Genomic DNA, 23,148 nt, shown 5'->3' with positions numbered 1-23,148 from the left:
CTGGTAAGGGCCCCTCTTGACAAAACCAGATGGATATGCTAAGCATGATATTGGGAGCGCTCCCAAAACGGGGGCGAATGGGGAAGGTTCCGCTGGCACCCAGGCCGATCCTCTTGGAGATGGGTCCTGCCGCCGGATCCGATCCCTCTCGTCCCGCGAGGGCATCCAGTGGCCATCCGGTTCTGGCCACCCTATCTTAACAGGAGGAAGTGCCATGAAACGCAAAGTCTGGTTGCTCCTCTGCGGATGGGTGATTGCCTCCTTGGTCCTGGCCGCCTGTGGTGGGACGCCGACTCCTCCGCCGAGTCCGACAGCGGCTCCTCCCGCCACCCAGGCCCCTGCGGCGCCCACACCCGCTCCCACTCCAACCCCGGCTCCCGCAGCGGTGGTGTATCCACGCGAAGAGACGCTGTATACCAGCGGCACCCAGTGGGGTCCGCCCTCTAACTGGAATCCGCTCCAGCCCGGCACCTACGCGATGGGCACCATCGGCCTGTGTTACGAAACGCTGTTCCTCTATAACCCGCTGAAGAACGAATACATCCCCTGGCTGGCCGAGAGCGGGAACTGGACCAGCGACAAGGTCTACGAGGTCAAGCTTCGCAAGGGGATCACCTGGGCCGATGGCAAACCCATGACCGCCCAGGACGTGGCCTATACCTTCGAGCTGGGCAAGCTGGACGGTGTCTACTACAAGCCGCTCTGGGACTACCTGGAGAAGGTGGAGGCGGTGGACGACGTCACCGCCCGCTTCGCCTTCAAGGAAGTCCATCATCAGGCCTGGAGCAACCTGCTCTACTCCGTGGCCATTGTCCCCAAACACGCCTGGGAGGGCCGCTCGGCCCAGGAGATCGTCAACGGCCAGAACGTGCCGCCGCTGTGCTCGGGCCCCTACCTCTATGAGGCTCACTCGGAGGACCGCGTGGTGTGGAAGCGCAACGACAACTGGTGGGGGATCAAGCTCCTGGGCAAGTCGGTGGCCCCACGCTACATTGTGGACATCGTGAATCCCAGCAACAACGTGGCCCTCGGCCTGGTGCTCAAGGGCGAGGTGGACCTGAGCAACAACTTCCTCCCGGGCATCGCCACCCTGGTCCAGGGCGGCTATGGGATCAAGACGTGGTATGACAAGCCGCCCTTCATGCTGGCCGCCAACACCGCCTTCCTCTTTATGAACCTCAAGAAGAAGCCGATGGACGATGCCAACTTCCGCAAGGCCCTGGCCTACGCCATCAACGTCGACGAGATCGTCAACCGCGTCTACGGCAACATCGTCCAGAAGGCCAACCCCACCGGCTTGCTGCCGGTCTGGGAGCGCTTCGTGGACCAGGGGGTCGTCCAGCAGCTCGGCTTCTCCTATGATCCCAACCGCGCCAAGCAGATCCTGGCCCAGGCCGGTTACAAGGACGTCAACGGGGATGGCTTCGTGGAGGCCCCCGACGGCTCGCCCATCCAGCTCAAGGTCATCGTCCCCAACGGGTGGACGGACTGGATGGAGGCGGCCAAGGTGATCGCCAGCAGCGCCCAGGCCGTCGGCATCAACCTCCAGGCCGACTTCCCGGACTTCGGCGCCTACTGGGACCAGCTGACAGGCGGCACCTTCGACACGGCCATCAACAACTTCGGCTCCCAGATGAGCAACACGCCGTGGACCTTCTACCAGTGGCTGTTCCGCCATCCGATCACCGACAAGATGAGCGACGGCAACTTCGGCCGCTATGCCAACCAGCAGGTCTTCGACCTGGTGGATGAGCTGGACCGCGTCCCGGTGACCGATGAGGCCCGGATGAAGCAGGTCATCGCCCAAATCCAGCGGATCCAGCTGCAGGAGATGCCGGCCATCCCGCTGTGGTATAACGGCCTGTGGGCCCAGTGGAATACGACCTACTGGACGGGCTGGCCGTCGGCGGCGGAGGGCGCGCCGAAGTATCCGCCGTGCACCTGGCGGGGCTACTGGAATATGGGAGCCATCTTGATGCTCACGGAGCTGAAGCCCGCCAAGAAGTAGGAGTCTGATTCCGGATGCAGAAGTTTCCGTTCCCCGGGGCCCCGAGCCCAGCTCGGGGCCCCGGGGGATCCCGGGAAGGCGGAGATCTGGAGTCGGGGGCGGGGATGGCCGTCGTGGAGTGCGCGGTGATCGACCGTGGGGAAGCGTTCCGAAAGGCGCTGGAGCGTTCCCTGGAGACCTTCGGGCGCCGGGAGCGTGTCGAGGTCCGCGTCACCTACCTGACGTGGTCGAATGCCTGGCCTGAGCGGGTGGAGCGGATCGTTCACCGCGTGGCCTCCGACGTCAATGGAGATCGGCTCCCCGTGAGTCCTCACCTTCCGCGCGATGGAGGTCTTGCGGCCCTTCACGCCTGTCGGGATCTGGATGATCAGCAGCCTGGATCGCTTCCTCTTCTTCTTATGCCAGCAGTCTTTTGAGTTTTTCGCTCTGGAGGACCTGAAGGATCGCCCGAGCACGGTGTTTGGCCGGATTGGATGGGATCTCCTCCCATGTCCGGAGAACGCGGAGGAGATCATTCGGGGTCGTCTGAGGAACGCGAAGGCGGCCCTCAGCCGGATCATCCCGCGCCCGAACGCGAGGGCCGGATGAACCTTGAAGAGCGGGGGAAGCTGTGATCCGGTATCTGGGGCGTAAGCTGTTCGTTTATCTGCTGACTTTCTTCTTCGCCGTCACCATTGACTGGTTGATCCCTCGCCTGATGCCCGGCAACCCGGTGGACATCATGGTCTCCCGCATGGCGTTGCGGGCGGATGCAGCGGAGGTGGTGCGAAGCTATTACATCCAGGCGTTCCAGCTGGATCTCCCTCTCTGGCGGCAATATCTCAATTTCTGGATCGCCCTGTTCCGGGGCGATCTGGGCGTTAGTATCTGGCTGTTCCCCCAGCCGGTGATCTCGGTGATCGCCCGGGCCGTTCCCTATGACCTTCTCCTGCTCCTGCCGGCCATCCTTCTGAGCTGGGTCCTGGGCAACCAGGTGGGGGCCATGGCCGCGCGCGTGCGATGGCTTGACAACACCGTCCTCCCCCTCGCCTATATCCTGACCGCGACGCCTTACATGTGGCTGGCGCTGTTGCTCGCCTGGTCCCTGGGGCAGGTCGCCGGCCTCTTCCCCATCTCCGGCGCCTACGGCTACAACATCCGGCCTCATCTCTCGTGGGTCTTCATCCGAGACTTGCTCTGGCACTGGACCCTTCCCTTCCTCTCCCTGTTTCTGGTCATGTTCGGGGGATGGGCCATCGGGATGCGGAACATGATCATCTACGAGCTGGAGGCGGATTACTCCCGCTACCTCAGCGCCCTGGGGGCGCCCCAGCGCCTGATCCGCCGGTATGCCTTCCGCAATGCGGTGTTGCCTCAGATCACCGGCCTTGCCCTGCAGCTGGGGGCCATCGTCGCGGGCGCTGTGGCCACGGAGATCGCCTTCGCTTACCCGGGAACCGGCTATCTGATCCTGCAGGCCGTCCTGAACCAGGACTACTTCCTCCTTCAGGGATGCTTCCTGTTTATCATCACCGGCGTCCTGGTGGCGAATCTCATCATCGACATCGTTTACATCCTGGTGGATCCGCGCACCCGCCTGGGGATGGTGGGGGAGTGAGCCATGGGATCCCGATCGGAGCTCCTGTATTTCGCCTGGCGTAACACCAAGGTGCGCGTGGGTGTGCTGATCCTGGCGCTGTTTGTGATCCTGGCGATCGTGGGACCGCTGTTTGCCCGCCACGATCCGAACGCGTATGTGGGGCCACCCGCTCATCCCCCTTCCCGGGAATACTGGCTGGGCACGACCACGTTCGGTCAGGATGTTTACTCCCAATTCGTGCATGGGCTCCGGGCCACTTTTATCGTGGGGCTTCTGGGCGGGGGGATCGGGACCTTGCTCGGGGTGTGCATCGGGTTGCTGGCCGGCTACCGCGGGGGGATGGTGGATGAGATCCTCAATATGTTCACAAACATCGTCCTCATCCTGCCCACCCTGGCCGTCCTGATCATCATCGCCGCCTATCTTACGGTGCGTGGGATCCTGGTGGAGAGCCTCTTCATCGGGTGCACCGCCTGGCCGTGGGCCGCCCGGGCCATCCGCGCTCAGACTTTTTCCCTGCGCGCCCGGGAGTTTGTGGATCTCGCTCGCATGAGCGGGCGGAGCTCGTGGAAGATTATGTTCTACGAGATCGCGCCGAACATGCTGTCCTATCTTTTCATGACCTTCATCCTTCAGTTCGGCGGGGCCGTTCTCATTGCAGCCACCCTGGATTTCATCGGCCTGGGGCCCACCCAGGGGATCTCCCTCGGCCTGATGATGAACAACGCGGTGCTATGGGCCGCCCTCCCGCTGGGGATGTGGTGGTGGCTGATCCCGCCCGGCGCGGCCATCACCGCCATCGTCGGTGCCCTCTATGTGATGAACGTAGGCCTGGACGAGGTTTTCAACCCCAAATTGCGGGAGCTGTGAGGTGGGCCATGGCCCTTCGCGTTGAGAACCTCCGCATCTACTACCGCACCCTCCGCGGCTACGTCCACGCGGTGGAAGGGGCTACCTTCTCTGTCGGCGACGGGGAGATCATGGGGCTGGCCGGGGAATCGGGCTGCGGGAAGACGACCCTGGGTCACAGCCTGATCTATCTGAAACCTCCCATGGCCTACATTGAAGGCCACGTTTTCCTGGACGGGCGGGAGCTTCCCATCTGGGACATGGATCGGATGAACGAGTTCCGCTTCCGCCATATCTCGATCATCCCTCAATACGCGATGAACGCCCTGAACCCCACCCGCCGCATCGGTCCGCTGATCGCGGACCTGCTCGCCACGCGGGGGATCGATTTCCGGCAGATCCTGCCGGAGCTTCAGCGAAGGCTGGACCTGGTCCAGCTCTCCCCGGAGGTCCTGAATCGCTATCCCTTCGAGCTGTCCGGAGGCATGCGCCAGCGGGTGGTGATGGTGATCTCGACGCTGCTCAATCCCTCGCTGCTGATCGCCGATGAGATCACCTCCGCCCTGGATGTGTCCACGCAGCGGGCCGTCTGCGAGATGATCGTCGAATTCCGCAACCGCGGCTTCGTGCGAAGCACGATCTTTATCACCCACGACATGTCTATCCTCTATCAGATCGCCGACACCATCCTGGTCATGTATGCAGGCCAGCTGGCCGAGAAAGCCCCCGTGGAGGCGATCTTTCGATCCCCTCGCCATCCTTACACCCGGATGTTGATCGCCTCCCTGCCCCGGGTCGGCGCGCGGCAGCGAGTGGAGCGCCTGAAGGGGATCCCGGGATCCCCGCCCCCGCTTCTGGACCCCCCGCCCGGCTGTCGATTCCGGGACCGATGTCCCCTTGCCTTCGAGCGATGTCAGGAGCCTCCGCCCTTCGTGGAGGTGGAGCCCGGACACTTCGTTGCCTGCTGGCGGGAGATCTGACCATGCTCGCCCTGGAGAACGTGACCAAGGTCTACCGAACCGGGGCCCTGGGCCTCCGCAAGCTCATCGCAGTCTCCGAGGTCAGCTTCGAGATCGGGGAGCGGGAGATCGTGGCCCTGATCGGGGAGAGCGGGAGCGGCAAGACCACCATCGGCAAGATGATCCTCCGCCTCTTCCGCCCCACCTCCGGGGTGATCCGCTTCGAGGGGAAAGATATCTTCTCCCTGCGCGGCCCCACTCTAAAGGATTACTATCGCCAAGTGCAGGGGGTGTTCCAGGATCCCTTCGCCTCCTACAACCCGATCTTCAAGGCCGATCGCGTGTTCGCCCTCATCCGGGAGGAGTTCTATCCTCGCATTCGACGCTCGGCGTGGGAGCAGCGGGTGGAGGAGGCGCTGCGGGCTGTCGGCCTGAACCCCTCTGACGTGCTGGGCAAATACCCCCACCAGCTCAGCGGGGGGCAGCTGCAGCGCTTCCTGATCGCGCGAGCCCTTCTGCTGGACATCCGCCTGCTGGTGGCCGATGAGATCATCAGCATGCTGGACGCCTCAACGCGAATCGACGTGCTGAACCTGCTGGGGGATCTGCGGGAGCGGGGCCTCTCCATCCTGTTCATCACCCACGATCTCTCCCTGGGCTATTACATCAGTGATCGCTCCATCGTCCTCTACCGGGGACGCGTCGTGGAGATGGGAGCCACCGAACGGATCTACGCCCGGCCCCTCCATCCCTATACGGAAATGCTGATGGAGTCCATCCCGCGTATCGATGGGCGATGGGGGGCGACTTCTCATCGGGTTGAGCGTTCGGCTGTCCTGTCGGGGGCCTTCGGGTGTGTGTATTACCCGCGGTGTCCCATCGCCCAGGAGATCTGCGCCCGGCGCGCCCCGGAGCTCACGGAGGTGGAGGCCGGCCACTTCGTGGCCTGCCACGTGCGCGCCGGGGCCTCCTCCTCAGCCGGGTAAACGGCCCACCCCGGGCGGTTGCCTCTCGGCAGGACCGCTCGGGTGCGGTGGGGGGATCACCTTCTCCCTTCCGGGGAGGATCCGGATGGGAGCAGCCCGGGGGGCAAGGAGGAGGCAGGCCCTTCCCCTGATCACGGCCGGTAGCGGTAGAGCATCCGCGGGAAGGCGATGGCCTCGCGGATGTGGTCCAGGTGGCAGATCCAGGCCACCGTCCGCTCGATGCCCAGCCCGAAGCCGCTGTGGGGCACTGATCCGTAGCGACGCAGATCCAGATACCACTGATATTCTTCCACCGGCAGGTTGTGCTCCCGGATCCGCTGCAGCAGAAGGTCGTAATCCGCGATCCGCTCGCTCCCCCCGATGATCTCCCCGTAGCCCTCCGGGGCCAGCAGATCCGCGCAGCGCACCACCTCCGGCCGCTGAGGGTCCGGCTGCATGTAAAACGCCTTCACCGCCGCCGGATAGTGGGTGACGAAGACCGGCTTCTCGAAGTGCAGCGAAAGGGCCGTCTCGTGAGGAGCCCCGAAATCCTCCCCCCATTCGATCCGCAAGGCCGCCTTCCGCTCCGGATCCGTCGCCTCCTCCGCCCACTCGTTCAGCAGACGGACCGCCTCATCGTAGGTGAGGCGTGGGAACGGCGGGACCACCTTCTCCAGCGGGGCGGTGTCGCGCTCCAGCACCCGCAGCTCGTTGCGGCGCTCCTCCAGCACCCGCGCCACCACGTAAGCGACCAGCTGCTCCGCGATCTCCAGCATCTCCTCGAAGGTGCAGAAGGCCATCTCCGGCTCCACCATCCAGAACTCCAGCAGGTGCCGCCGGGTCTTGGAGCGCTCCGCCCGGAAGGCCGGGCCGAAACAATACACCCGGCCGAAGGCGAAGATGTTGGCCTCGTTATACAGCTGGCCGGTCTGGGCCAGATACAGCCGCTCGCCGAAGTAGTCCACCGGGAACAGCGTGGTCGTCCCCTCCGCCGCCGTGGCCGTCAGCAGCGGCGTGTCCACGTTCAGGAACCCCTGGCCGTCCAGCCAGTCCCGGATGGCCCGGATCACCGTGGCCCGGATGCGCTGGATCGCCCACTGGCGGGAGGACCGCAACCACAGGTGCCGGTGGTCCATCAGGAACTCAACGCCGTGCTCCTTCGGGCCGATGGGGTAATCCTGGGCCAGGTGGACGATCTGGATCTCCCGAACCGCGATCTCATACCCTCCGGGGATGCCGGGCGCCCGGGCGTCCTGGCGGACGGTCCCGGTCACGATCAGGGAGGACTCCTGGGTCACCCGTCGCGCGGCCTCGAAGGTCTCCGGCGGGACATCCCGCATGGAGACCACGCACTGGACGATGCCCGTGCCGTCCCGCACCAGCAGGAAGTAGAGGCGGCCCTTGTCGGTCTTGTTGTAGAGCCACCCCCGCACGGTCACTTCCGCGCCCACGTAGTCCGCGATCCGCTCGATGCGCATCAGCGTGGCCACGAATGGAACCTCCCGATCGGGGAGTGCCGCTTTCACATCTCCTGACGGCCCTGGAGCGCCCGAACCAGGGTGATCTCATCGGCGTAGTCCAGATCCCCGCCCACCGGCAGGCCCCGGGCCAGGCGGGTCACCCGCACGCCCAGAGGGGCCAGGAGGCGGTGGATATACACGGCCGTGTTCTCTCCCTCCAGGCTGGGGTTGGTGGCCAGGATCACCTCCCGAGGGGCCTCCCGCCGCACCCGTTCGACCAGTTCGCGGATGCGCAGGTCTTCCGGCCCGACGCCATCCATGGGGGAGATCACCCCGTGCAGCACGTGATAGACCCCCGTGTATTCGCCGGTGCGCTCGATGGCCAGCACGTCCAGGGGCTCCTCCACCACACAGATCAGCCCGTGATCCCGCCGCTCGTCCCGACAGATGGCGCAGGGGCTCTCGTCGGTGATGTGGAAGCAGATCTCACACAGGCGGGTTTGCTGCTTGAGGTTGCGAAGGGCCTCCGCCAGGGCCAGCACCTCCTCCTCGGGGGCCCGGAGCAAATAGAAGGCCAGCCGGGAGGCGGTCTTCGGCCCGATCCCGGGCAGCTTCACCAGCGCCTCGATCAGCCGCGCCATCGGCGGCGGCGCGATCGCCGTGAAAGGTCGCATGGGAGCTCTCCTAAACGACAACCCTGATGCGAATGATCATCATAACACTGCAAGGCCAAGTCCCGATCGCTTTGCAGCCCAAGCAAGCCTGTAAGGAAAGCAGAAGCGAGAACTGCCGGATTGTCGGATCCCCCCTGAGGCCAGATCTCGCTTCGTGTCCATAGAGTGTTCATAGAAGTTATGTCTGTATCGGAGAGAGGGGCTCCAAGCGTAACGCTGAAGTTCTTACCCTCGCCTTTTTAACGCATGCGAACCCGATAGCGTCCAGGCTCAATCATTACAATGCGATTCTGGAGCGAGATCCCCTTCGTGTTCAAATCCTGAAGGGTTTCTGCGATGGAAGCGGCCATTCTGGGAATAGGAATGCGGCGAAGTATAAGCAATCCGAAATGCGGGTGGGGCATCCAAAGGGCCAGCCCCAGATCCTGGGTGACCAAGGTCATCCCGCGCTGGAGCGCGAACCGGATGATCTCCGGATCGCTGGCTTGTGCCAGCTCGACACGGCTCACGTGATCCACAGAGTAGCCCAGGGCAGACAGCTCATCCGCCACGCGAGGCGGGATGTTCTGATCGATGAGCAGATGCATCAAGCCAGGATACCCACGCGGATTTCCTCCAGCAAGTCCGCCGCATAATAAAGAGCCTGCCGAATCCGGTCCGAAGGAACTTCATACGCCTGGGCCGCTTCCTCAATGCTCCCCAGATCGGCGACGGCGCGAAGGACTGCCCACACCGGGATGCGGGTCCCTTGCAGCACCGGGGCCCCGCTGACCACCTCCGGGTTCGCTTCAATGCCTGGAGCAAGCTCCCGTCGCTCTGGATTCATGGGGCCTCCTCTTATCGAATTCTTCATTCACCATTATAGCCCGACCCTTTCTAATGAGTTTCCGCCACCAGCGCCTGGTCCAGATCCTCGATGAGGTCGTCGGGGTGCTCCAGGCCGATAGAGAGGCGCAGAAGGTCCTCCGGCGTGGAGGTCCCGGGGCCCTCTATGGAGGCCCGGTGCTCGATCAGGCTTTCGGGCCCTCCGAAGCTGGTCGCCCGGGTGAACAGCCGCACCCGACCGGCCACCCGCAAGGCTGCCTCCCGGCCTCCCCACACCTGAAAAGAAAGCAGCCCTCCGAAGGCTGTCATCTGACGGGCCGCGATGGCGTGGCCCGGGTGATCCGGGAGGCCGGGGTAGTGCACTGCTTTCACCGCCGGATGCCGGGCCAGGAACTCCGCCACCCGCATGGCGTTCTCCGAATGGGCCCGCATCCGATAGGGGAGCGTCCGCAGGCCGCGCAGGATCAGCCAGCACTCGAAAGGCGACAGAACCGCTCCGCCGGTGATCTGGATCTCCCGCAGCCGCCGGGCGAAGGCGTTCTCCTCCCGCAGCACCACCACCCCGCCCATGACGTCCCCGTGACCGCCCAGATACTTGGTTGCGGAATGCACCACGCCGTCGGCGCCCAGGGCCAGCGGCCGCTGGAGGATCGGCGTGGCGGCGGTGTTGTCGCAGAAACACCATGCCCCGGCCGCGTGGGCCCGGTCGGCCACCCAGGCGATGTCGGTGATCCGCAGCATCGGGTTGGAGGGCGTCTCCACCCACACCAGCCGGGCGGGCGTCCGCAGGGCTTCCTCGACGGCTGCAGGATCGGTGAGATCGACGAACTCCACCCGCAGGCCCCAGGCGGGGAGGATCTCCCGGAACAGCCGGGCCAGGCCGTGGTAAAGATCCTTCGAGATCACCACCCGGTCCCCGGGGGAGAGGGCCTGGAAGACGGCGAAGGCCGCCGCCGAACCGGAGGCGAAGGCCAGGGCCGTCGCGCCTCCCTCCAGGGCGGCCATGGCCTCCTCCAGGGCCGCCCGGTTCGGGTTGCCATGGCGGACGTAGATCCATCCGTGCGGATAGCTCCCATCCGCGGCCCGCTCGAAGGTGGTGGAGAGATAAAGCGGGGGAGCCACCGCTCCGGTGGCCGGGTCGCTGCGGGATCCTGCGTGGACGGCCAGGGTTTCCAGGCGCATCGGGAGCCACCGGCGGAGGGAGAGCGTCAGGCGCCGAGCAGCCCGCTCAGGCCCAGCTGGCCGGCCAGGGCGTTCAGCCGCTCCGCCGCATAGGCCTGAGAGCGCTCGATGGCCTGATTGATGGCCGCCACCAGCAGGTCCTGGAGCATCTCCACATCCCCCGAGGAGAGCAGGGCGGGGTCAATGGCGATGGATTGCACCCGCTGATCGCCGGAGATCACGATGGTGATGGCCCCTCCGCCCGCCGTCACCGTCAGGGTCTCCTGGGCGAGGGCCTCCTTCGTTTTCACCATCTCCTCCTGCAGCCGCTGGATCTGCTGGAGGATCTGCATCGGGTTGCCCAACCCACGCGTCTTGGTCATCGTCAGGCTCCTGAACGAAAGGATGGGGATCTCATTCCTCTTCCACCTGGGCGCCCAGGTCCTCCACCGCCCGCCGGATCAGGGGATCCTCGGCCGCCGGGCGCCGGCGCGGGGTCTTGCGGGCCACGATGTTGCGGATCGTCACCGGGACCCCAAAGGTGTGGCTCAGGATGTCCTCCACCAGCGCCTGAGCCTTCGCCCGGGGATCCTGGAACTTGTCCCGCAGCAGCTCGGAGGGCCAGGCCAGGACCACGGTGTGGCCTTCCACCGCATGGAGGGCGCAGGATTTCAGCAGCGCCTCAGTGGGCAGGCTCTGAGCCCGCACTGCCTTGAGGATGCTGGCCCAGCGCTCCCGGAGGGCCTCCAGGGTCAGCCCCCCCGACGGGGAGGCCGGGCCCGGAGGCGCGGGCGAAGGGGGCGCGGGGATCGCCGCCGCGGGCGCCGGCGAGGGAGCGGGAGGAACAGGAGGGGCGCTCCGGGCCGCTCGGGCCTGCTGACAGACCAGGGCCGCCTCCACGAAGGCCAGCTCCAGGGCGAGCTGCGGCGACCAGGCGCTCCGGAAGTCCGCCGCCGCGGTCGTGAACAGGCGGATCAGACGAGGGAGGACCTCCGGGGGCAAGGCGCGGGCGTGCCGCTGGGCCGCGGCGCGCTGCTCCGGCAGGAGATCCGCCCCGCTGGCATCCCCCCATTGCAGCCACATGACCGCACGCAGGTGTTCCACCAGCTGCCGGGCCAGCTGCGGCGGATGGGCGCCCTCCTCCACGGCGCGGGCGAGGAGGGTCAGCCCGCGGGCCGTTTCCCCTTCGCTCAGGGCCTCCACGATCTCCCCCACCAGATCCCAGCGCCCGGCCCCCAGGGTCCGTTGCACGCGCTCCACCGTGATGGGCTCTTCATCGGCGGCGAGTTGATCCAGCAGGGTCACCGCGTCCCGCAGGCTGCCGGCCGCCTGGCGCCCGATCCAGGCCAGGGCTTCCGGCTCGGCGGAGAGCCCCTCGGCGGCCACGATCTCCTCCAGCCGCCGAACGATCTCGGCCGTCGTCAGGCGGCGGAAATCGAAGCGTTGACAACGGGAGAGGATCGTGGCGGGGATCCGATGGGGCTCGGTGGTGGCCAGGACGAAGATCACGTGCGGCGGAGGCTCCTCCAGGGTTTTGAGGAGGGCGTTGAAGGCCTCGGTGGTCAGCATATGGGCCTCATCGATGACGTAGACCTTATACCGGGCCTCACTGGGGGAGAAGCGAACCCGCTCCCGCAGATCCCGGATCTCATCGATGCCCCGGTTGGAGGCGGCGTCGATCTCGATCAGGTCGATGAGGCGCCCTTCGTTGACCGCCTGGCAGATCCGGCAGCGATCGCACGGTCGCTCCTCCACCGCTTCGGCCAGGCAGTTGACCGCCTTGGCCAGCAGGCGGGCCGTGGTGGTCTTGCCGGTCCCCCGCGGCCCGGCGAACAGATACGCGTGCGCGATGCGACCCAGGCGCAGGGCGTTGCGCAGGGTGCGGGTCACATGCTCCTGGCCGACCACTTCCTCGAACCGTCGGGGGCGCCACTTGCGGTAGAGGGCCAACGGCATCGGCGGCACGCTCCGGAGTCCTGCCGGTCTGGCCGCCATTATAACCGACGGGCGGGAAACCGGCAACGCAGCGCCCTGCCCCTGCCTCCGGCGCAGGACATGGAGGGCAACTGCGAGCAGTTGCCCTACGCCCCCGGCGAAACTTGACAAAATCCCCGATCCGATTATGATAGAAGCGAATCGGAACGCAGAACCGGAGCGCGAGGGGGATGTTCTGAGGGTTTGGCCGTCGGGTCAACGCAGGACTCGCCCGACGGCTTTTTGTTTGGAAGCCCAGGCGCCTGCTCACCCCCGAGGCCGCGCCTCCCTCCCTCGGATCCCCTTCTTCCGGTCGGATCGTTCCGCAACCTGAAGCAGGGAGTCCGCCCCTCGCGGGCTTCAAAAATCTTTCTTAAGGAGTTGCAGCAATGGCTGGTCAGCGTGTCAAGGGCACCGTCCGCTGGTTCAACCGGACCAAGGGGTACGGCTTCATCCGGCCGGACGAAGGGGACCGCGACGTCTTCGTCCACTACACGGCCATCGTCGGCCAGGGGTTCCGCAACCTCGAGGAGGGCGAGCGGGTGGAGTTCACCATCCGCGAGACCCCCAAGGGCCTCCAGGCCGAGCAGGTCGTGCGCCTGTCCGAGTGAACACGGTGCCGGCTCCACCCGACCCGGGGCAGCGGGAGCCTCCGTTCGGAGGCTCCCGCTGCTTTTTACGAGGCGCCGTCACGAGAGACCTCCTTAGAGCGCGCCAATGTCGGGGGCGAGTTGCGCCTCTCGGCGATGAGAAGCAGAATACCTTCGTCGGAATACGCGGCGGACGCTCGGCCTGGATCATGCGTGGAGCGCGGGCATGCCCATTCGGGTGCTGGACCCGGAGCTGGTGGCTCAGATCGCGGCCGGGGAGGTGATCGAGCGCCCGGCCTCGGTGGTTAAGGAGCTGGTGGAGAACGCCCTGGACGCCGGCGCCTCGCGGATCGAGGTGGAGACGGAGGGGGGCGGCCGTTCGCGCATCCGGGTCGCCGATGACGGGTGTGGCATCCCGGCCGCGGAAGTCGCCCTCGCCTTCGCCCGCCACGCCACCAGCAAGATCTCCGCGCCCGAGGACCTCTTCCGCATCGCCACCCTGGGGTTCCGGGGCGAAGCCCTGGCCGCCATCGCCGCCGTCGCCCGGGTCACCTGCCGGACTCGGGCTGTCGGGGAAGAGCTGGGCACGTATGTTCGCATCGAAGGAGGAGAGATCCGGGAGCAGCGGCCCATGGCGCGCCCCCCGGGCACGGAGATGATCGTGGAGGACCTGTTCTTCAACACCCCGGCCCGCCGGAAGTTCCTGAAGGGGGAAGGGGCGGAGCGGCGGGCCATCGACCTCTGGATCAGCCGCTACGCCCTGGCTTACCCGAGGGTCGCGTTCTTCCTCCGGCATGACCGGCGGGAGGCCCTGACGCTCCCTGCCGCTCGCGAGCCCCGCCATCGCCTCGCCGCCCTCTACGGGGCGGAGGTGGCGGAAGCCCTCCTGGAGGTGCACGAAGCGGACGAAGAGATGCGGATCTCGGGGTGGATCAGCCCGCCGGGGATGGATCGCCCGGACCGCCAGGAGATGGCCTTCTTCGTGAACGGACGCTGGGTGCAGGACCGCATGCTCCCGGCGGCGGTGCTGCGGGCCTATCACACCCTGCTCCCCGCCGGCCGCTTCCCCTGGAGCTTTCTCTGGATCGATCTTCCCCTCGATGCGGTGGATGTGAACGTTCACCCGGCCAAGATCGAGGTCCGTTTCCGGGATCCGGATCGGGTGTTCCGTCTGGTCCAGCGCGCCGCCCACCGAGCCCTCCGCCAGACGGCTCCTCGCGTCTTTCAGTCCGTCGCCTCCCCGATGGCGCCGGTTTCGATGCCTGCCCGTCCCCTCCCGCCCGGGGAGCCCGCAGATGTCCTTCCGAAGCCATCCGGGGAGGAGGCCGGCCTTCCCCCGCTCCGGGTGATCGGGCAGCTCCAGGCGACCTACATCGTCGCCGAGGGGCCGGATGGCCTCTACCTGCTGGACCAGCACGCGGCGCACGAGCGGGTGCTGTATGAGGAGCTTATGGCCCGGCGTCAGGAGGGGCCGCTCCCGGCCCAACCGCTGTTGCAACCGGTGCTGCTGGAGGTCTCACCAGAGGAAAGGAGCCTGCTGGAGGAACACCAGGAGACGTTGCGGGAGCTGGGGCTCTGGATCGAGCCCTTCGGCCCCCGCGCCGTCCGCGTGCGGGCCATCCCGGCCGTCCTCTCCGCCGAAGCGATTCGGGCGGTGATCCAGGACCTCCTGTTCGACCTGCATGAAGCGCGACGGCCGATGAAGGCGGCTTTAGAGGCCCGCTGGATCCGGAGCATCTGCAAGCGCGCCGCTGTGAAGGCCGGGCAGGTCCTCGGCATGGAGCAGATGCAGCATCTGGTGCGGGCGCTGGAGCGATGCGCCATGCCCTGGACCTGCCCGCACGGCCGGCCGACGGTGTTGCGGTTCCCGCTGGGCCAGCTGGCCCATCAGTTCGGACGGGAGCCTTGAGGGGACAGGCCCGCCCATGGCCTCGGAGGGGCTCACCGGCCCCGGCCTTTGGGCATCTTGCCGCTCGGGTTCGGCTTCTTCGAAGAGGCGGAGCCCGAACCCGTCGCCGGGGTGGGGGACGGCGTGGGCGTGACGAAGGCCCTGGACCGGGCGGAGCGCATGATGACGCCCAGGCCCCGGCCGCCCGGATGGAGGCCGTAAATGCGATAGGCCTGGCCCCAGCCGACCTGGCGCCCCAGCTGGAGCGCCTGCTCCAGGGAGAGATCGTTCGTGGGATCGGCGTCGCTCTGAGAGGCCAGGACCAGCTGAAGCGCTCGGGCGATCTCGCCGTAGCCGAAGCCCTGGGCGTGGAGGCCCATCAGATCCGTGACGGAGATCGTCGGCGTGAGGCCGAAGGTGGGAAACGTCTGGCTGATCCAGCGGGCCAGGGCCAGGGCGACCGGATGGATCCGGGTCACCGGCACCGTGGGGGTGAGCGTGGGCGTCGGTGTGGGCGTGGGCTCCTCCGCCGGCGCCGCCGCGCCGGCCCCCCGGGCCATCGCCAGCCCCAGGCCCAGGGCCAACCCGATGCCCAACAGATTGCCAACCATCCCGATCACGATTCGTCGCATCGCAGATCCCTCCGGTTTGGGAGTAGGAGAACGAACACCGCTCCAGCCCCGGGTGCCCTCCGGGTCGACAGGAGGCCCGGGACCGGATGACGGCCCGTTCCAATCCGCAGGCGGAAGTGGTCAGAGCGGTCTGACTGCGGATCTTCCAAATCATAAACCGCTCCAGGGTTCGGAGAAGATACGCGTGACGTTTGCTTCATTCCGGACGGTTTCATAGGAGGATGAGGGATGGGCCTGCTCACCCCTCATCCCGAAGAGCGACGCTGGATCGCCCGGGCGCGGAAGGGAGATCCGGAGGCCATCGCGGCCCTGTATCAGCATTACGCCGATGGCGTCTACCGCTATCTGCTCTACCGGGTGGGCGACGCCGAGCTGGCGGAGGATCTCACCGCGGATGTGTTCCTCAAGATGATCGAGGACCTGCCGCGGTATGAGGAGCGGGGCCTTCCCTTCGGCGCCTGGCTGTTCCGCATCGCCCGGGCCCGTCTGATCGATCACTGGCGACGACAGGGGCGGCGCCCCCTCGTGGCGCTGGAGGACACGGAGACGGGGCCGCAGATCAGCCAGGACATCCCGGAGGACGAGATCGCGGTCTCGGAGATGATCCAGCGGGCGCTGCGGGTGCTCACCGAGGAGCAGCGGGAAGTGGTGGTCCTGCGCTTCCTGGTCGGGATGAGCCTGGAGGAAGTGGCTCGGGCGATGGGGAAATCCGTGGGCGCTGTCAAGGCCCTCCAGCATCGCGCCCTGAGCGCCTTAGCCCGTTATCTGGAGAAGATCCGGTGATGGATCCGAAGCGAGACGCGCTTGAGATCGAGATCCTGGAGCGCTGTCTGCGCCGGCTGGAGCAGGGCGCGGACCTGGAGACGCTCCTGCGGGAAGTCCCCGAGGCGGTCCCGTTGCGCCCGCTTCTGGAGACCGCCCTCTGGCTCCGGCGCGGCCAGGAGGTGGCTCTCTCTCCCGCAGCGCGCCGACGGCTGATCCGTCAGGGGCAGCTCCGCGCAGCCCGGCGGGCGGCTGCCCCGCGGGCGTCCCGGCCGGTCTTCCGCTGGGCGTGGGCGCTGGTGGCCGTCCTGGGCTTGATCCTGGTCCTTTTGAGCGCGGTGGGAGCGGCGGAGGCCAGCCTGCCCGGCGAGCCCCTGTATCCGGTCAAACGGGCCGTGGAAGGTCTGGTCACCCTGGGGATGTCGCCGGAGGAGCGGGCCCTCTACCTGGCGGAGCGACGCTGGTCGGAGTTCGAGGCGAGCGCCGCCCGGGGGCGCTGGCTCCCCGACCTCGCCGAGGAGAGCTTGGCCCGTCTGGAAGAGGCTGCCCGTCTGGGGGCGGAAGGCCCCGCAGGGCCCGCGGCGCGGCTGCGCGCCCTCTACGAGCGTCAGGGCGTCCTCCTGGAGGAGGCCGCAGCGGTCGCCCCGCCGGACGTCCGTTCCGCCCTGGCCCGCGCGCGCCAGCGCTGGGCCGGGCTGGCGCCGGTCCTCGGCCGGCCCGAAGGGGGGATCCCCGAACCGACCCGGTCGGTGGAGACGCCGGTCCTGCCGGAGCCGACGGCGGAGATCCTGCGGGAGCGAATCCACACCCCGCCGGGCCTGGAGAAACAGGAGACGCCTTCTGCGCCGCGCACCCCACCGGGCCAGGAGAAGAAAGAAACGCCTCGCCCGGTCCGCACCCCTCCAGGCCAGGAGAAAAAAGACACTCCGGGCCCTCCCCGAGGCCAGGATTCCGCTCCGCCGGGAGATCAAGGCCCAAAAGGCTCTCCGGGAAGGTAGAGGTAAGGCTCTCTCCGGCTGCATATCCTCATCACAAGGGGTGTGTCCCAATTTTGTCGGGCCTGGCTGCTTTGTAGGACAACTGCTCGCAGTTGTCCTACGATTTTGGGACACACCCATCACAAGGCCCGGCCGTCCAGGGCCGGGCCGCTTTGTCGATCCCCGACAAAACGGATAAAATGGGGGGGAACCTGCCCTCAGGCGGAGCAACGATGGAACGGCTCTGGACCCCCTGGCGGATGGCTTACCTGAAAGGGGAGGGCGAGGCGCCTCAGGGTTGCATCTTTTGCCGGAAGGTCGACGGTTCCGACGAGGCGGAACACATCCTCCTTCGCGGGCGCACCGCATATGTGACCCTCAACCGATACCCCTACAATAACGGCCACCTGATGGTCATCCCCTACGCCCACGTGCCCAGCCTGGAGGATCTGGACCCTCCGACGATGCTGGAGGTGATGCAGCTCGTCGCCCTTTCCTTGAAGGCCCTTCGTCAAGCCTACCGGCCGGAGGGGTTCAACGTCGGGGCCAACATCGGCCGGCCCGCCGGCGCCGGGGTGGCCGATCACGTCCATATCCACGTCGTCCCCCGCTGGACGGGGGACACGAATTTCATGCCGGTCATCGGCAACACCCGCGTGCTCCCCGAATGGCTGGACGACACCTATCGCCGTCTCCGGCCGCTGTTCGAAGAGCTGGCTTCCTCCCTTCAGCGGCCATCCGGAGATCCCTGATCCGAACGGAGCGGATGCGGAGGCGCATCCCGGCGGAGGGGAACGATCGTTCGTTGGCCCGGGAGGGGGATCCCCGGCAGGGCGGGATGGATGAGAGGCCTTGTTCACGGAGGGATCGCCATGCGCAAAGACGGTCGGGATCCGGTGATTGTGGGGGCGGCGCGCACGCCCATCGGGAAGCTGCTGGGGGCGCTCTCGCCCCTCCCGGCGCCCCAGCTGGGCGCCGTGGCCATCCGCGAGGCCATCCGTCGGGCGGGCGTCGATCCTGCCCATATCGACGAGGTCATCATGGGGGAGGTGGTCCAGGCCGGCAGTGGCATGGCCCCAGCCCGGCAGGCCGCGGTCGCCGCCGGGATCCCCGTCGAGGTGGGGGCGGTCACGGTCAACAAGGTCTGCGGCTCAGGGTTGAAGGCGGTGATGCTGGCGGCCCAGGCGGTGAAGGCGGGGGATGCAGACGTGGTGGTGGCCGGGGGGATGGAGAGCATGAGCAACGCCCCGCACCTGATCCGATTGCGGGCGGGGATGCGTTACGGTCACCTCCAGGCGGAGGACAGCCTGATCGCCGATGGCCTGCGCTGCCCCTTCAACCAGGTGCTGATGGGGGAGCTGGCTGAGTTCATCGCTGACCAGTTCGAAGTGACCCGCGAGGAGATGGACGCCTTCGCCCTGGAGAGCCATCGCAAAGCCGTGGCCGCCATCGACGCCGGCCGGTTCCGGGCGGAGATCGTCCCGGTGGAGGTCCCTGACGGCAAGGGAGGCACCCGGGTGGTGGACACGGATGAAGGCCCCCGGCGGGATACCTCCATGGAGGCCCTGGCCCGCCTCAAGCCGGCCTTCCGGCCCAACGGGCGGGTGACGGCGGGGAACTCCCCCGGGCTCAACGATGGGGCGGCGGCGGTGGTGGTGATGAGCCGAGCGAAGGCGGAGGCCCTGGGGATCCCGCCCCTGGCTCGGATCGTGGGCTACGCCCAGGCGGCGGTGGATCCGCAGTGGTTGTTCTACGCGCCGGCGAAGGCGATCCCTCGCCTCCTGGAGCGGGTGGGCTGGCGCTGGGAGGAAGTCGATCTCATCGAGATCAACGAGGCCTTCGCCGCCCAGGTCCTGGCCGACGCCCGGGCCATGGAACGGCAGGGATACCGGTGGGACTGGAGCCGGGTGAACGTGAACGGGGGGGCGATCGCCCTCGGGCACCCGGTGGGGGCGAGCGGCGCCCGCATCCTAGTCACCCTGATCTACGCCCTGCGGGACCGCGGGCTGCGCCGGGGCATCGCCACCCTGTGCCTGGGCGGAGGGGAGGCCGTGGCCATGGCCGTGGAGCTCGAGCCGTAGGAGCGGCTTCCGCTGCGACCTTTGCGTCATCGAAGATGGGAAGTTCGGGGCGAAAGCCCCTCCTACCGGAAAACGGATCACGCACCCCAACGATGGGGAGGATCGCCATGACGCTGCAGGATGTTCGAACGGTGGGCGTGGTGGGTTGCGGCCTGATGGGCTCGGGGATCGCCGAGGTGTGCGCCCGGGCCGGCTTTCAGGTCATCGTCCGGGAGGTGAACGAGGATCTCCTCCGCAAGGGGCTGGACCGCATCCGGGCCTCGATGGCGAAGGCGGTGGAGCGGGGCAAGCTGGCCGCCGCCGAGATGGAGGCGGCCTGGGGGCGCATCCGGGGCACCCTGCGGATGGAGGACTTCGGCGCCTGCGACCTGGTCATCGAAGCGGTGGTGGAGGACATGCCGACCAAGAAGCAGGTCTTCGCGGAGCTGGATCGCATCTGCCCGCCTCACGCCGTCCTGGCCAGCAACACCTCCTCCCTCTCCATCACCGAGCTGGGGAGCGTCACCCGGCGACCGGAGAAAGTCATCGGCTTCCATTTCTTCAACCCGGTCCCGGTGATGCCGCTTCTGGAGATCGTCATCGGGCTGCAGACGGCGGAGGAGACGGTGGCCCTGGGCCGGGCCCTGGCCGAGCGCCTGAACAAGACGGTGGTGATCTCCAAGGACCGCCCGGGGTTCATCGTCAACCGCCTGCTGATCCCCTACCTCCTGGACGCCATCCGGCTCCTCGAGGAGGGGGTGGCGACCATGGAGGACATCGACACGGCGATCCGGCTGGGCCTGAACCACCCCATGGGGCCGTTCACCCTGATGGACTTCGTGGGATTGGACACGTTGCTCTTCATCGCCGACGCGATGTTTGAGGAGTTCAAGGACCCGCGCTACGCGGCCCCGCCTCTGCTGCGCCGCATGGTGGCCGCCGGCTGGCTGGGCCGCAAGAGCGGGAAGGGGTTCTACACGTACGCGGCGTGAGGGAGGCGGGTTAGAGCAGACCCGGTGGTGTTCGATCTGGACATCGGGTCCATCCTGAGCTTTAAGGAGGTTTCCGATGGGGGTGGAGATCCTGGCGCAGGCGGGGTTGAACTTCGAGCTCTCCGAAGAGCATCGGATGTTCCAGCAGGTGGTGCGGGAGTTCGCCCAGAAGGAGATCGCCCCGGTGGCCGCCCGCTACGATGAGACAGGGGAGTTTCCCTGGGAGACGGTGCGCAAGATGGCCGCCATGGGGCTGATGGGCCTGGAGGTCCCCGAGGAATACGGCGGCCAGGGGCTGGACGCCATCGCCTCCGCCCTGGCGATGATCGAGATCGCCAAAGCCGACGCCGCCCACAGCGCGATCATGTCCGTCAACAACACGCTCTTCTGCTTCCCTATCCTCACCTTCGGGACCGAGGAGCAGAAGCGCAAATACGTGGCGCCGGTGGCCACCGGCCAGGCCATGGGCGCCTACGCCCTCACCGAGCCCCAGTCGGGCTCCGACGCCGCCGGCATGCGCACGCGGGCGGTGCGCAAAGGGGACGTCTACATCATCAACGGGCGTAAGTCCTGGATCACCAACGGCCCCGTGGCCGATTACATCGTCCTCTTCGCGATGACCGATCCTGAGAAGAAGCATCACGGCATCAGCGCCTTCATCATCGAGACCAACCGCCCCGGGTTCAGCCGCGGCAAGAAGGAGGAGAAGCTGGGCATCCGGGCCAGCGCCACCTGTGAGATCTACCTCGACAACTACGAGTGCCCGGTCGAGAACCGGCTGGGGGAGGAGGGCGAGGGCTTCCGGATCGCCATGACCACCCTGGACGCCGGGCGGGTGGGGATCGCGGCCCAGGCGGTGGGGATCGCCGAGGCGGCCTATGAGGCGGCCCTGGCCTGGGCGAAGCAGCGGGAGGCCTTCGGCCGCAAGATCGGGGAGTTCCAGGCCATCCAGTGGAAGCTGGCCGACATGCGGGTGAAGCTGGAGGCAGCCCGGCTGCTCACCCTCCAGGCGGCCTGGAAGCGGGAGCGGGCCAAGCGCACCGGCGAGCGCTACACGCTGGAGGCGGCCATCGCCAAGCTGTTCGCCAGCGAGGCCGCCCAGTGGATCACCTACGAGGCCATCCAGATCCACGGCGGCATGGGCTACAGCCGGGAGATGCCGGTGGAGCGCTACTTCCGCGACGCCCGCATTACCACCATCTACGAGGGCACCAGCGAGATCCAGCGCCTGGTCATCGCCCGTCAGATCCTGGGGTTCAAGAGCAGCGTCTGAACGCGACATCCTCCAGGGAGCGGCAGATCCACCCATGAAGGCCATCGTCTTCTATCAGCACGGGGGTCCGGAGGTGTTGCAGGCGGCGGAGCTGCCCACGCCCCATCCGGGGCCGGGGGAGGTGCAGGTCCGCGTCCACGCCTGCGCGATGAACCATCTCGATCTCTGGGTGCGGCGCGGGATCCCCGCCCTGCGGCTGGAGATGCCCCACATCCCGGGCTCGGATGTGGCGGGGGTGGTGACCGAGGTGGGCCCGGAGGTCTCGGGGGTTCAGGTGGGGGATCGGGTGGTGGTGAACGCCACCCTGAGCTGCGGGGAGTGCGAGTTCTGCCTGCGAGGGGAGGACAACCGCTGCCGCCGGGGGGCCATCCTGGGCGAGCACGTGCGAGGGGGCTACGCGGAATACGTGGTGGTGCCGGCCCGCAACGTCTTGAAGCTGCCGGGGGGCTTCCCTTATGAGGAGGCGGCGGCGGCCTCCCTGGTGTTCCTCACCGCCTGGCACATGCTGATCACCCGGGGCGGGCTACGGCCCGGGGAGGATGTGCTCATCGTGGGGGCCGGGGGCGGGGTGAACACCGCGGCCCTTCAGATCGCGAAGCTGGCGGGCGCCCGCGTGGTGGTGGTGGCTTCGAACCCGGAGAAGGCGGAGCGGGTTCGCGCCCTGGGCGCCGATCACGTCATCGATCGCTCCCAGGAGCCGGACTGGTCCCGCGTGGTCTGGCAGTGGACGGGGAGGCGGGGGGTAGATGTGGTGGTGGACAACGTGGGGCAGGCCACGTGGATGAAGAGCATTCGCTGTCTGCGGCCGGGTGGGCGCCTGCTGGTGGTGGGGGCCACCTCCGGCCCGAACCCGGAGGATTTCGACATCCGGTATGTGTTCTCCCGGCAGATCAGCATCCTGGGGTCCACCATGGGGACCCGGGATGATTTCCGGACCGTGATGGGGCTGGTCTTCGCCGGCCGGTTGCGGCCGGTGATCGACCGGGTGTTGCCCTTCACGGAGGAGGGGGTGCGGGAAGGGCATCGCCTGCTGGAGAGCGGGGTGGTCTTCGGCAAGATCGTCTTCCGGATGGATGAGGGGCGGTGAGCCCGCGGCGGCGCGCCCTGGGGGCGCTGTGGTTGGCCTACTTCGCCCTGCTCAACGCCCTGCGGGCCCTGTATTACGGGCTGGCGGTCCCGCGGGCGTGGGCCGAGGAAGGGATCCACGGCCCGTGGGGCTATCTGGCGGGGGCGGCCGGGTTGTGGGCCGTGATCTTCGGGGGGCTGGCCGTTCTCTGGTGGCGCCGGGGGCGCCGGGCTTCGAGGTGGGCCCTGGGGGCGATGGCCCTGTATCAGGCGCACATCTGGGTCCACCGCCTGCTGCTGATGCGAAGCCCCTTCACGGCCGGCAGCCACGGCTTCGCCCTGCTGATCAGCCTGCTCACCCTCCTTCTCACCGTCGGGATCCTCGGGGGCATCCGATGGGCCTGGGATGGGGCAGAAGTGAAGAAGAAGGGGATGTCCTGATCGGGACATCCCCT

General features: G+C 67.3%; 24 protein-coding genes. 16 read left to right on the top strand and 8 right to left on the bottom strand.

What is annotated here, in order from left to right; all coding sequences use genetic code 11:
- The first annotated feature begins 214 nt into the window (after positions 1–214).
- From KNN16_RS11300 to KNN16_RS11275, 6 genes are all read left to right on the top strand, one after another.
- A complete protein-coding gene (locus KNN16_RS11300; protein WP_303897010.1) occupies positions 215–2,008 on the top strand; it encodes an ABC transporter substrate-binding protein in 1,794 nt (597 codons plus the stop codon).
- 104 nt (positions 2,009–2,112) lie between these two features.
- Positions 2,113–2,424 (top strand): hypothetical protein, encoded by a 312-nt coding sequence (locus KNN16_RS11295; RefSeq protein WP_303897008.1) that lies wholly within the window; start codon positions 2,113–2,115, stop codon positions 2,422–2,424.
- Positions 2,425–2,618: 194 nt separating this feature from the next.
- Positions 2,619–3,605, top strand: a complete 987-nt coding sequence (locus KNN16_RS11290; protein WP_303897007.1) for an ABC transporter permease — start codon at positions 2,619–2,621, stop codon at positions 3,603–3,605.
- Between the two features lie 3 nt (positions 3,606–3,608).
- The gene (locus KNN16_RS11285) at positions 3,609–4,457 is read left to right on the top strand and encodes an ABC transporter permease (protein ID WP_303897005.1); all 849 of its coding nucleotides are present in this window, start codon (positions 3,609–3,611) and stop codon (positions 4,455–4,457) included.
- Positions 4,458–4,465: 8 nt separating this feature from the next.
- The gene (locus KNN16_RS11280) at positions 4,466–5,416 is read left to right on the top strand and encodes an ABC transporter ATP-binding protein (RefSeq protein ID WP_303897003.1); all 951 of its coding nucleotides are present in this window, start codon (positions 4,466–4,468) and stop codon (positions 5,414–5,416) included.
- Positions 5,417–5,418: 2 nt separating this feature from the next.
- Positions 5,419–6,381 carry an ABC transporter ATP-binding protein gene (locus tag KNN16_RS11275; RefSeq protein WP_303897002.1) on the top strand — a complete coding sequence of 321 codons (963 nt, stop codon included), beginning with the start codon at positions 5,419–5,421 and terminating at the stop codon, positions 6,379–6,381.
- A 131-nt stretch (positions 6,382–6,512) separates the two neighbouring features.
- Here KNN16_RS11275 and asnS read toward each other — a convergent pair whose 3' ends face one another.
- From asnS to dnaX, 7 genes are all read right to left on the bottom strand, one after another.
- Positions 6,513–7,838 (bottom strand): asparagine--tRNA ligase, encoded by a 1,326-nt coding sequence (asnS, locus tag KNN16_RS11270; protein ID WP_369685901.1) that lies wholly within the window; start codon positions 7,836–7,838, stop codon positions 6,513–6,515.
- Positions 7,839–7,882: 44 nt separating this feature from the next.
- Positions 7,883–8,494, bottom strand: a complete 612-nt coding sequence (gene recR, locus KNN16_RS11265; RefSeq protein ID WP_299288962.1) for a recombination mediator RecR — start codon at positions 8,492–8,494, stop codon at positions 7,883–7,885.
- A gap of 239 nt (positions 8,495–8,733) precedes the next feature.
- Positions 8,734–9,081, bottom strand: coding sequence for a DUF5615 family PIN-like protein (locus tag KNN16_RS11260; protein WP_303897000.1), 348 nt, complete (start codon positions 9,079–9,081; stop codon positions 8,734–8,736).
- On the bottom strand, positions 9,081–9,320 hold the full coding sequence (locus KNN16_RS11255; protein WP_299283997.1) for a DUF433 domain-containing protein: 240 nt from the start codon (positions 9,318–9,320) through the stop codon (positions 9,081–9,083). Before KNN16_RS11255 ends, KNN16_RS11260 begins: the two co-directional genes overlap by 1 nt.
- Positions 9,321–9,370: 50 nt before the next feature.
- Positions 9,371–10,501, bottom strand: a complete 1,131-nt coding sequence (locus tag KNN16_RS11250; protein ID WP_303896998.1) for a PLP-dependent aspartate aminotransferase family protein — start codon at positions 10,499–10,501, stop codon at positions 9,371–9,373.
- A gap of 26 nt (positions 10,502–10,527) precedes the next feature.
- Positions 10,528–10,863, bottom strand: coding sequence for a YbaB/EbfC family nucleoid-associated protein (locus KNN16_RS11245; protein WP_299283995.1), 336 nt, complete (start codon positions 10,861–10,863; stop codon positions 10,528–10,530).
- Positions 10,864–10,894: 31 nt separating this feature from the next.
- Complete coding sequence (gene dnaX / locus KNN16_RS11240; RefSeq protein WP_299283994.1) at positions 10,895–12,436, bottom strand: DNA polymerase III subunit gamma/tau; 1,542 nt, start codon at positions 12,434–12,436, stop codon at positions 10,895–10,897.
- Between the two features lie 407 nt (positions 12,437–12,843).
- On the opposite strand from dnaX, the gene KNN16_RS11235 reads away from it, so the two are divergent.
- On the top strand, positions 12,844–13,065 hold the full coding sequence (locus tag KNN16_RS11235) for a cold-shock protein (protein WP_088571520.1): 222 nt from the start codon (positions 12,844–12,846) through the stop codon (positions 13,063–13,065).
- Positions 13,066–13,270: 205 nt separating this feature from the next.
- On the top strand, positions 13,271–14,953 hold the full coding sequence (gene mutL / locus KNN16_RS11230) for a DNA mismatch repair endonuclease MutL (RefSeq protein ID WP_303896996.1): 1,683 nt from the start codon (positions 13,271–13,273) through the stop codon (positions 14,951–14,953).
- A gap of 32 nt (positions 14,954–14,985) precedes the next feature.
- Here the strand turns inward: mutL and KNN16_RS11225 are convergent, their stop codons facing one another.
- The gene (locus tag KNN16_RS11225; RefSeq protein WP_303896994.1) at positions 14,986–15,564 is read right to left on the bottom strand and encodes a hypothetical protein; all 579 of its coding nucleotides are present in this window, start codon (positions 15,562–15,564) and stop codon (positions 14,986–14,988) included.
- A 228-nt stretch (positions 15,565–15,792) separates the two neighbouring features.
- Here KNN16_RS11225 and KNN16_RS11220 point away from each other — a divergent pair, with 228 nt between their 5' ends.
- From KNN16_RS11220 to KNN16_RS11185, 8 genes are all read left to right on the top strand, one after another.
- A complete protein-coding gene (locus KNN16_RS11220; protein ID WP_303896993.1) occupies positions 15,793–16,347 on the top strand; it encodes an RNA polymerase sigma factor in 555 nt (184 codons plus the stop codon).
- On the top strand, positions 16,347–17,324 hold the full coding sequence (locus tag KNN16_RS11215; RefSeq protein ID WP_303896991.1) for a hypothetical protein: 978 nt from the start codon (positions 16,347–16,349) through the stop codon (positions 17,322–17,324). Before KNN16_RS11220 ends, KNN16_RS11215 begins: the two co-directional genes overlap by 1 nt.
- Positions 17,325–17,536: 212 nt before the next feature.
- Positions 17,537–18,055 (top strand): HIT domain-containing protein, encoded by a 519-nt coding sequence (locus tag KNN16_RS11210; protein WP_303896990.1) that lies wholly within the window; start codon positions 17,537–17,539, stop codon positions 18,053–18,055.
- A 120-nt stretch (positions 18,056–18,175) separates the two neighbouring features.
- Positions 18,176–19,384, top strand: coding sequence for an acetyl-CoA C-acetyltransferase (locus KNN16_RS11205; RefSeq protein ID WP_299283988.1), 1,209 nt, complete (start codon positions 18,176–18,178; stop codon positions 19,382–19,384).
- A gap of 107 nt (positions 19,385–19,491) precedes the next feature.
- The gene (locus tag KNN16_RS11200) at positions 19,492–20,355 is read left to right on the top strand and encodes a 3-hydroxyacyl-CoA dehydrogenase family protein (protein WP_303896988.1); all 864 of its coding nucleotides are present in this window, start codon (positions 19,492–19,494) and stop codon (positions 20,353–20,355) included.
- A 106-nt stretch (positions 20,356–20,461) separates the two neighbouring features.
- Positions 20,462–21,628, top strand: coding sequence for an acyl-CoA dehydrogenase (locus KNN16_RS11195; RefSeq protein WP_366972250.1), 1,167 nt, complete (start codon positions 20,462–20,464; stop codon positions 21,626–21,628).
- A gap of 34 nt (positions 21,629–21,662) precedes the next feature.
- Positions 21,663–22,715, top strand: a complete 1,053-nt coding sequence (locus KNN16_RS11190) for a zinc-binding dehydrogenase (RefSeq protein WP_303896987.1) — start codon at positions 21,663–21,665, stop codon at positions 22,713–22,715.
- Positions 22,712–23,134 carry a hypothetical protein gene (locus KNN16_RS11185; RefSeq protein ID WP_299283984.1) on the top strand — a complete coding sequence of 141 codons (423 nt, stop codon included), beginning with the start codon at positions 22,712–22,714 and terminating at the stop codon, positions 23,132–23,134. Before KNN16_RS11190 ends, KNN16_RS11185 begins: the two co-directional genes overlap by 4 nt.
- Positions 23,135–23,148 lie beyond the last annotated feature (14 nt).

It is taken from the genome of Thermoflexus hugenholtzii, from assembly GCF_018771565.1.
In the GTDB taxonomy this organism is placed as follows: Bacteria; Chloroflexota; Anaerolineae; order Thermoflexales; family Thermoflexaceae; genus Thermoflexus; species Thermoflexus hugenholtzii_A.
This window is presented reverse-complemented; position numbering and strand designations above follow the sequence as displayed.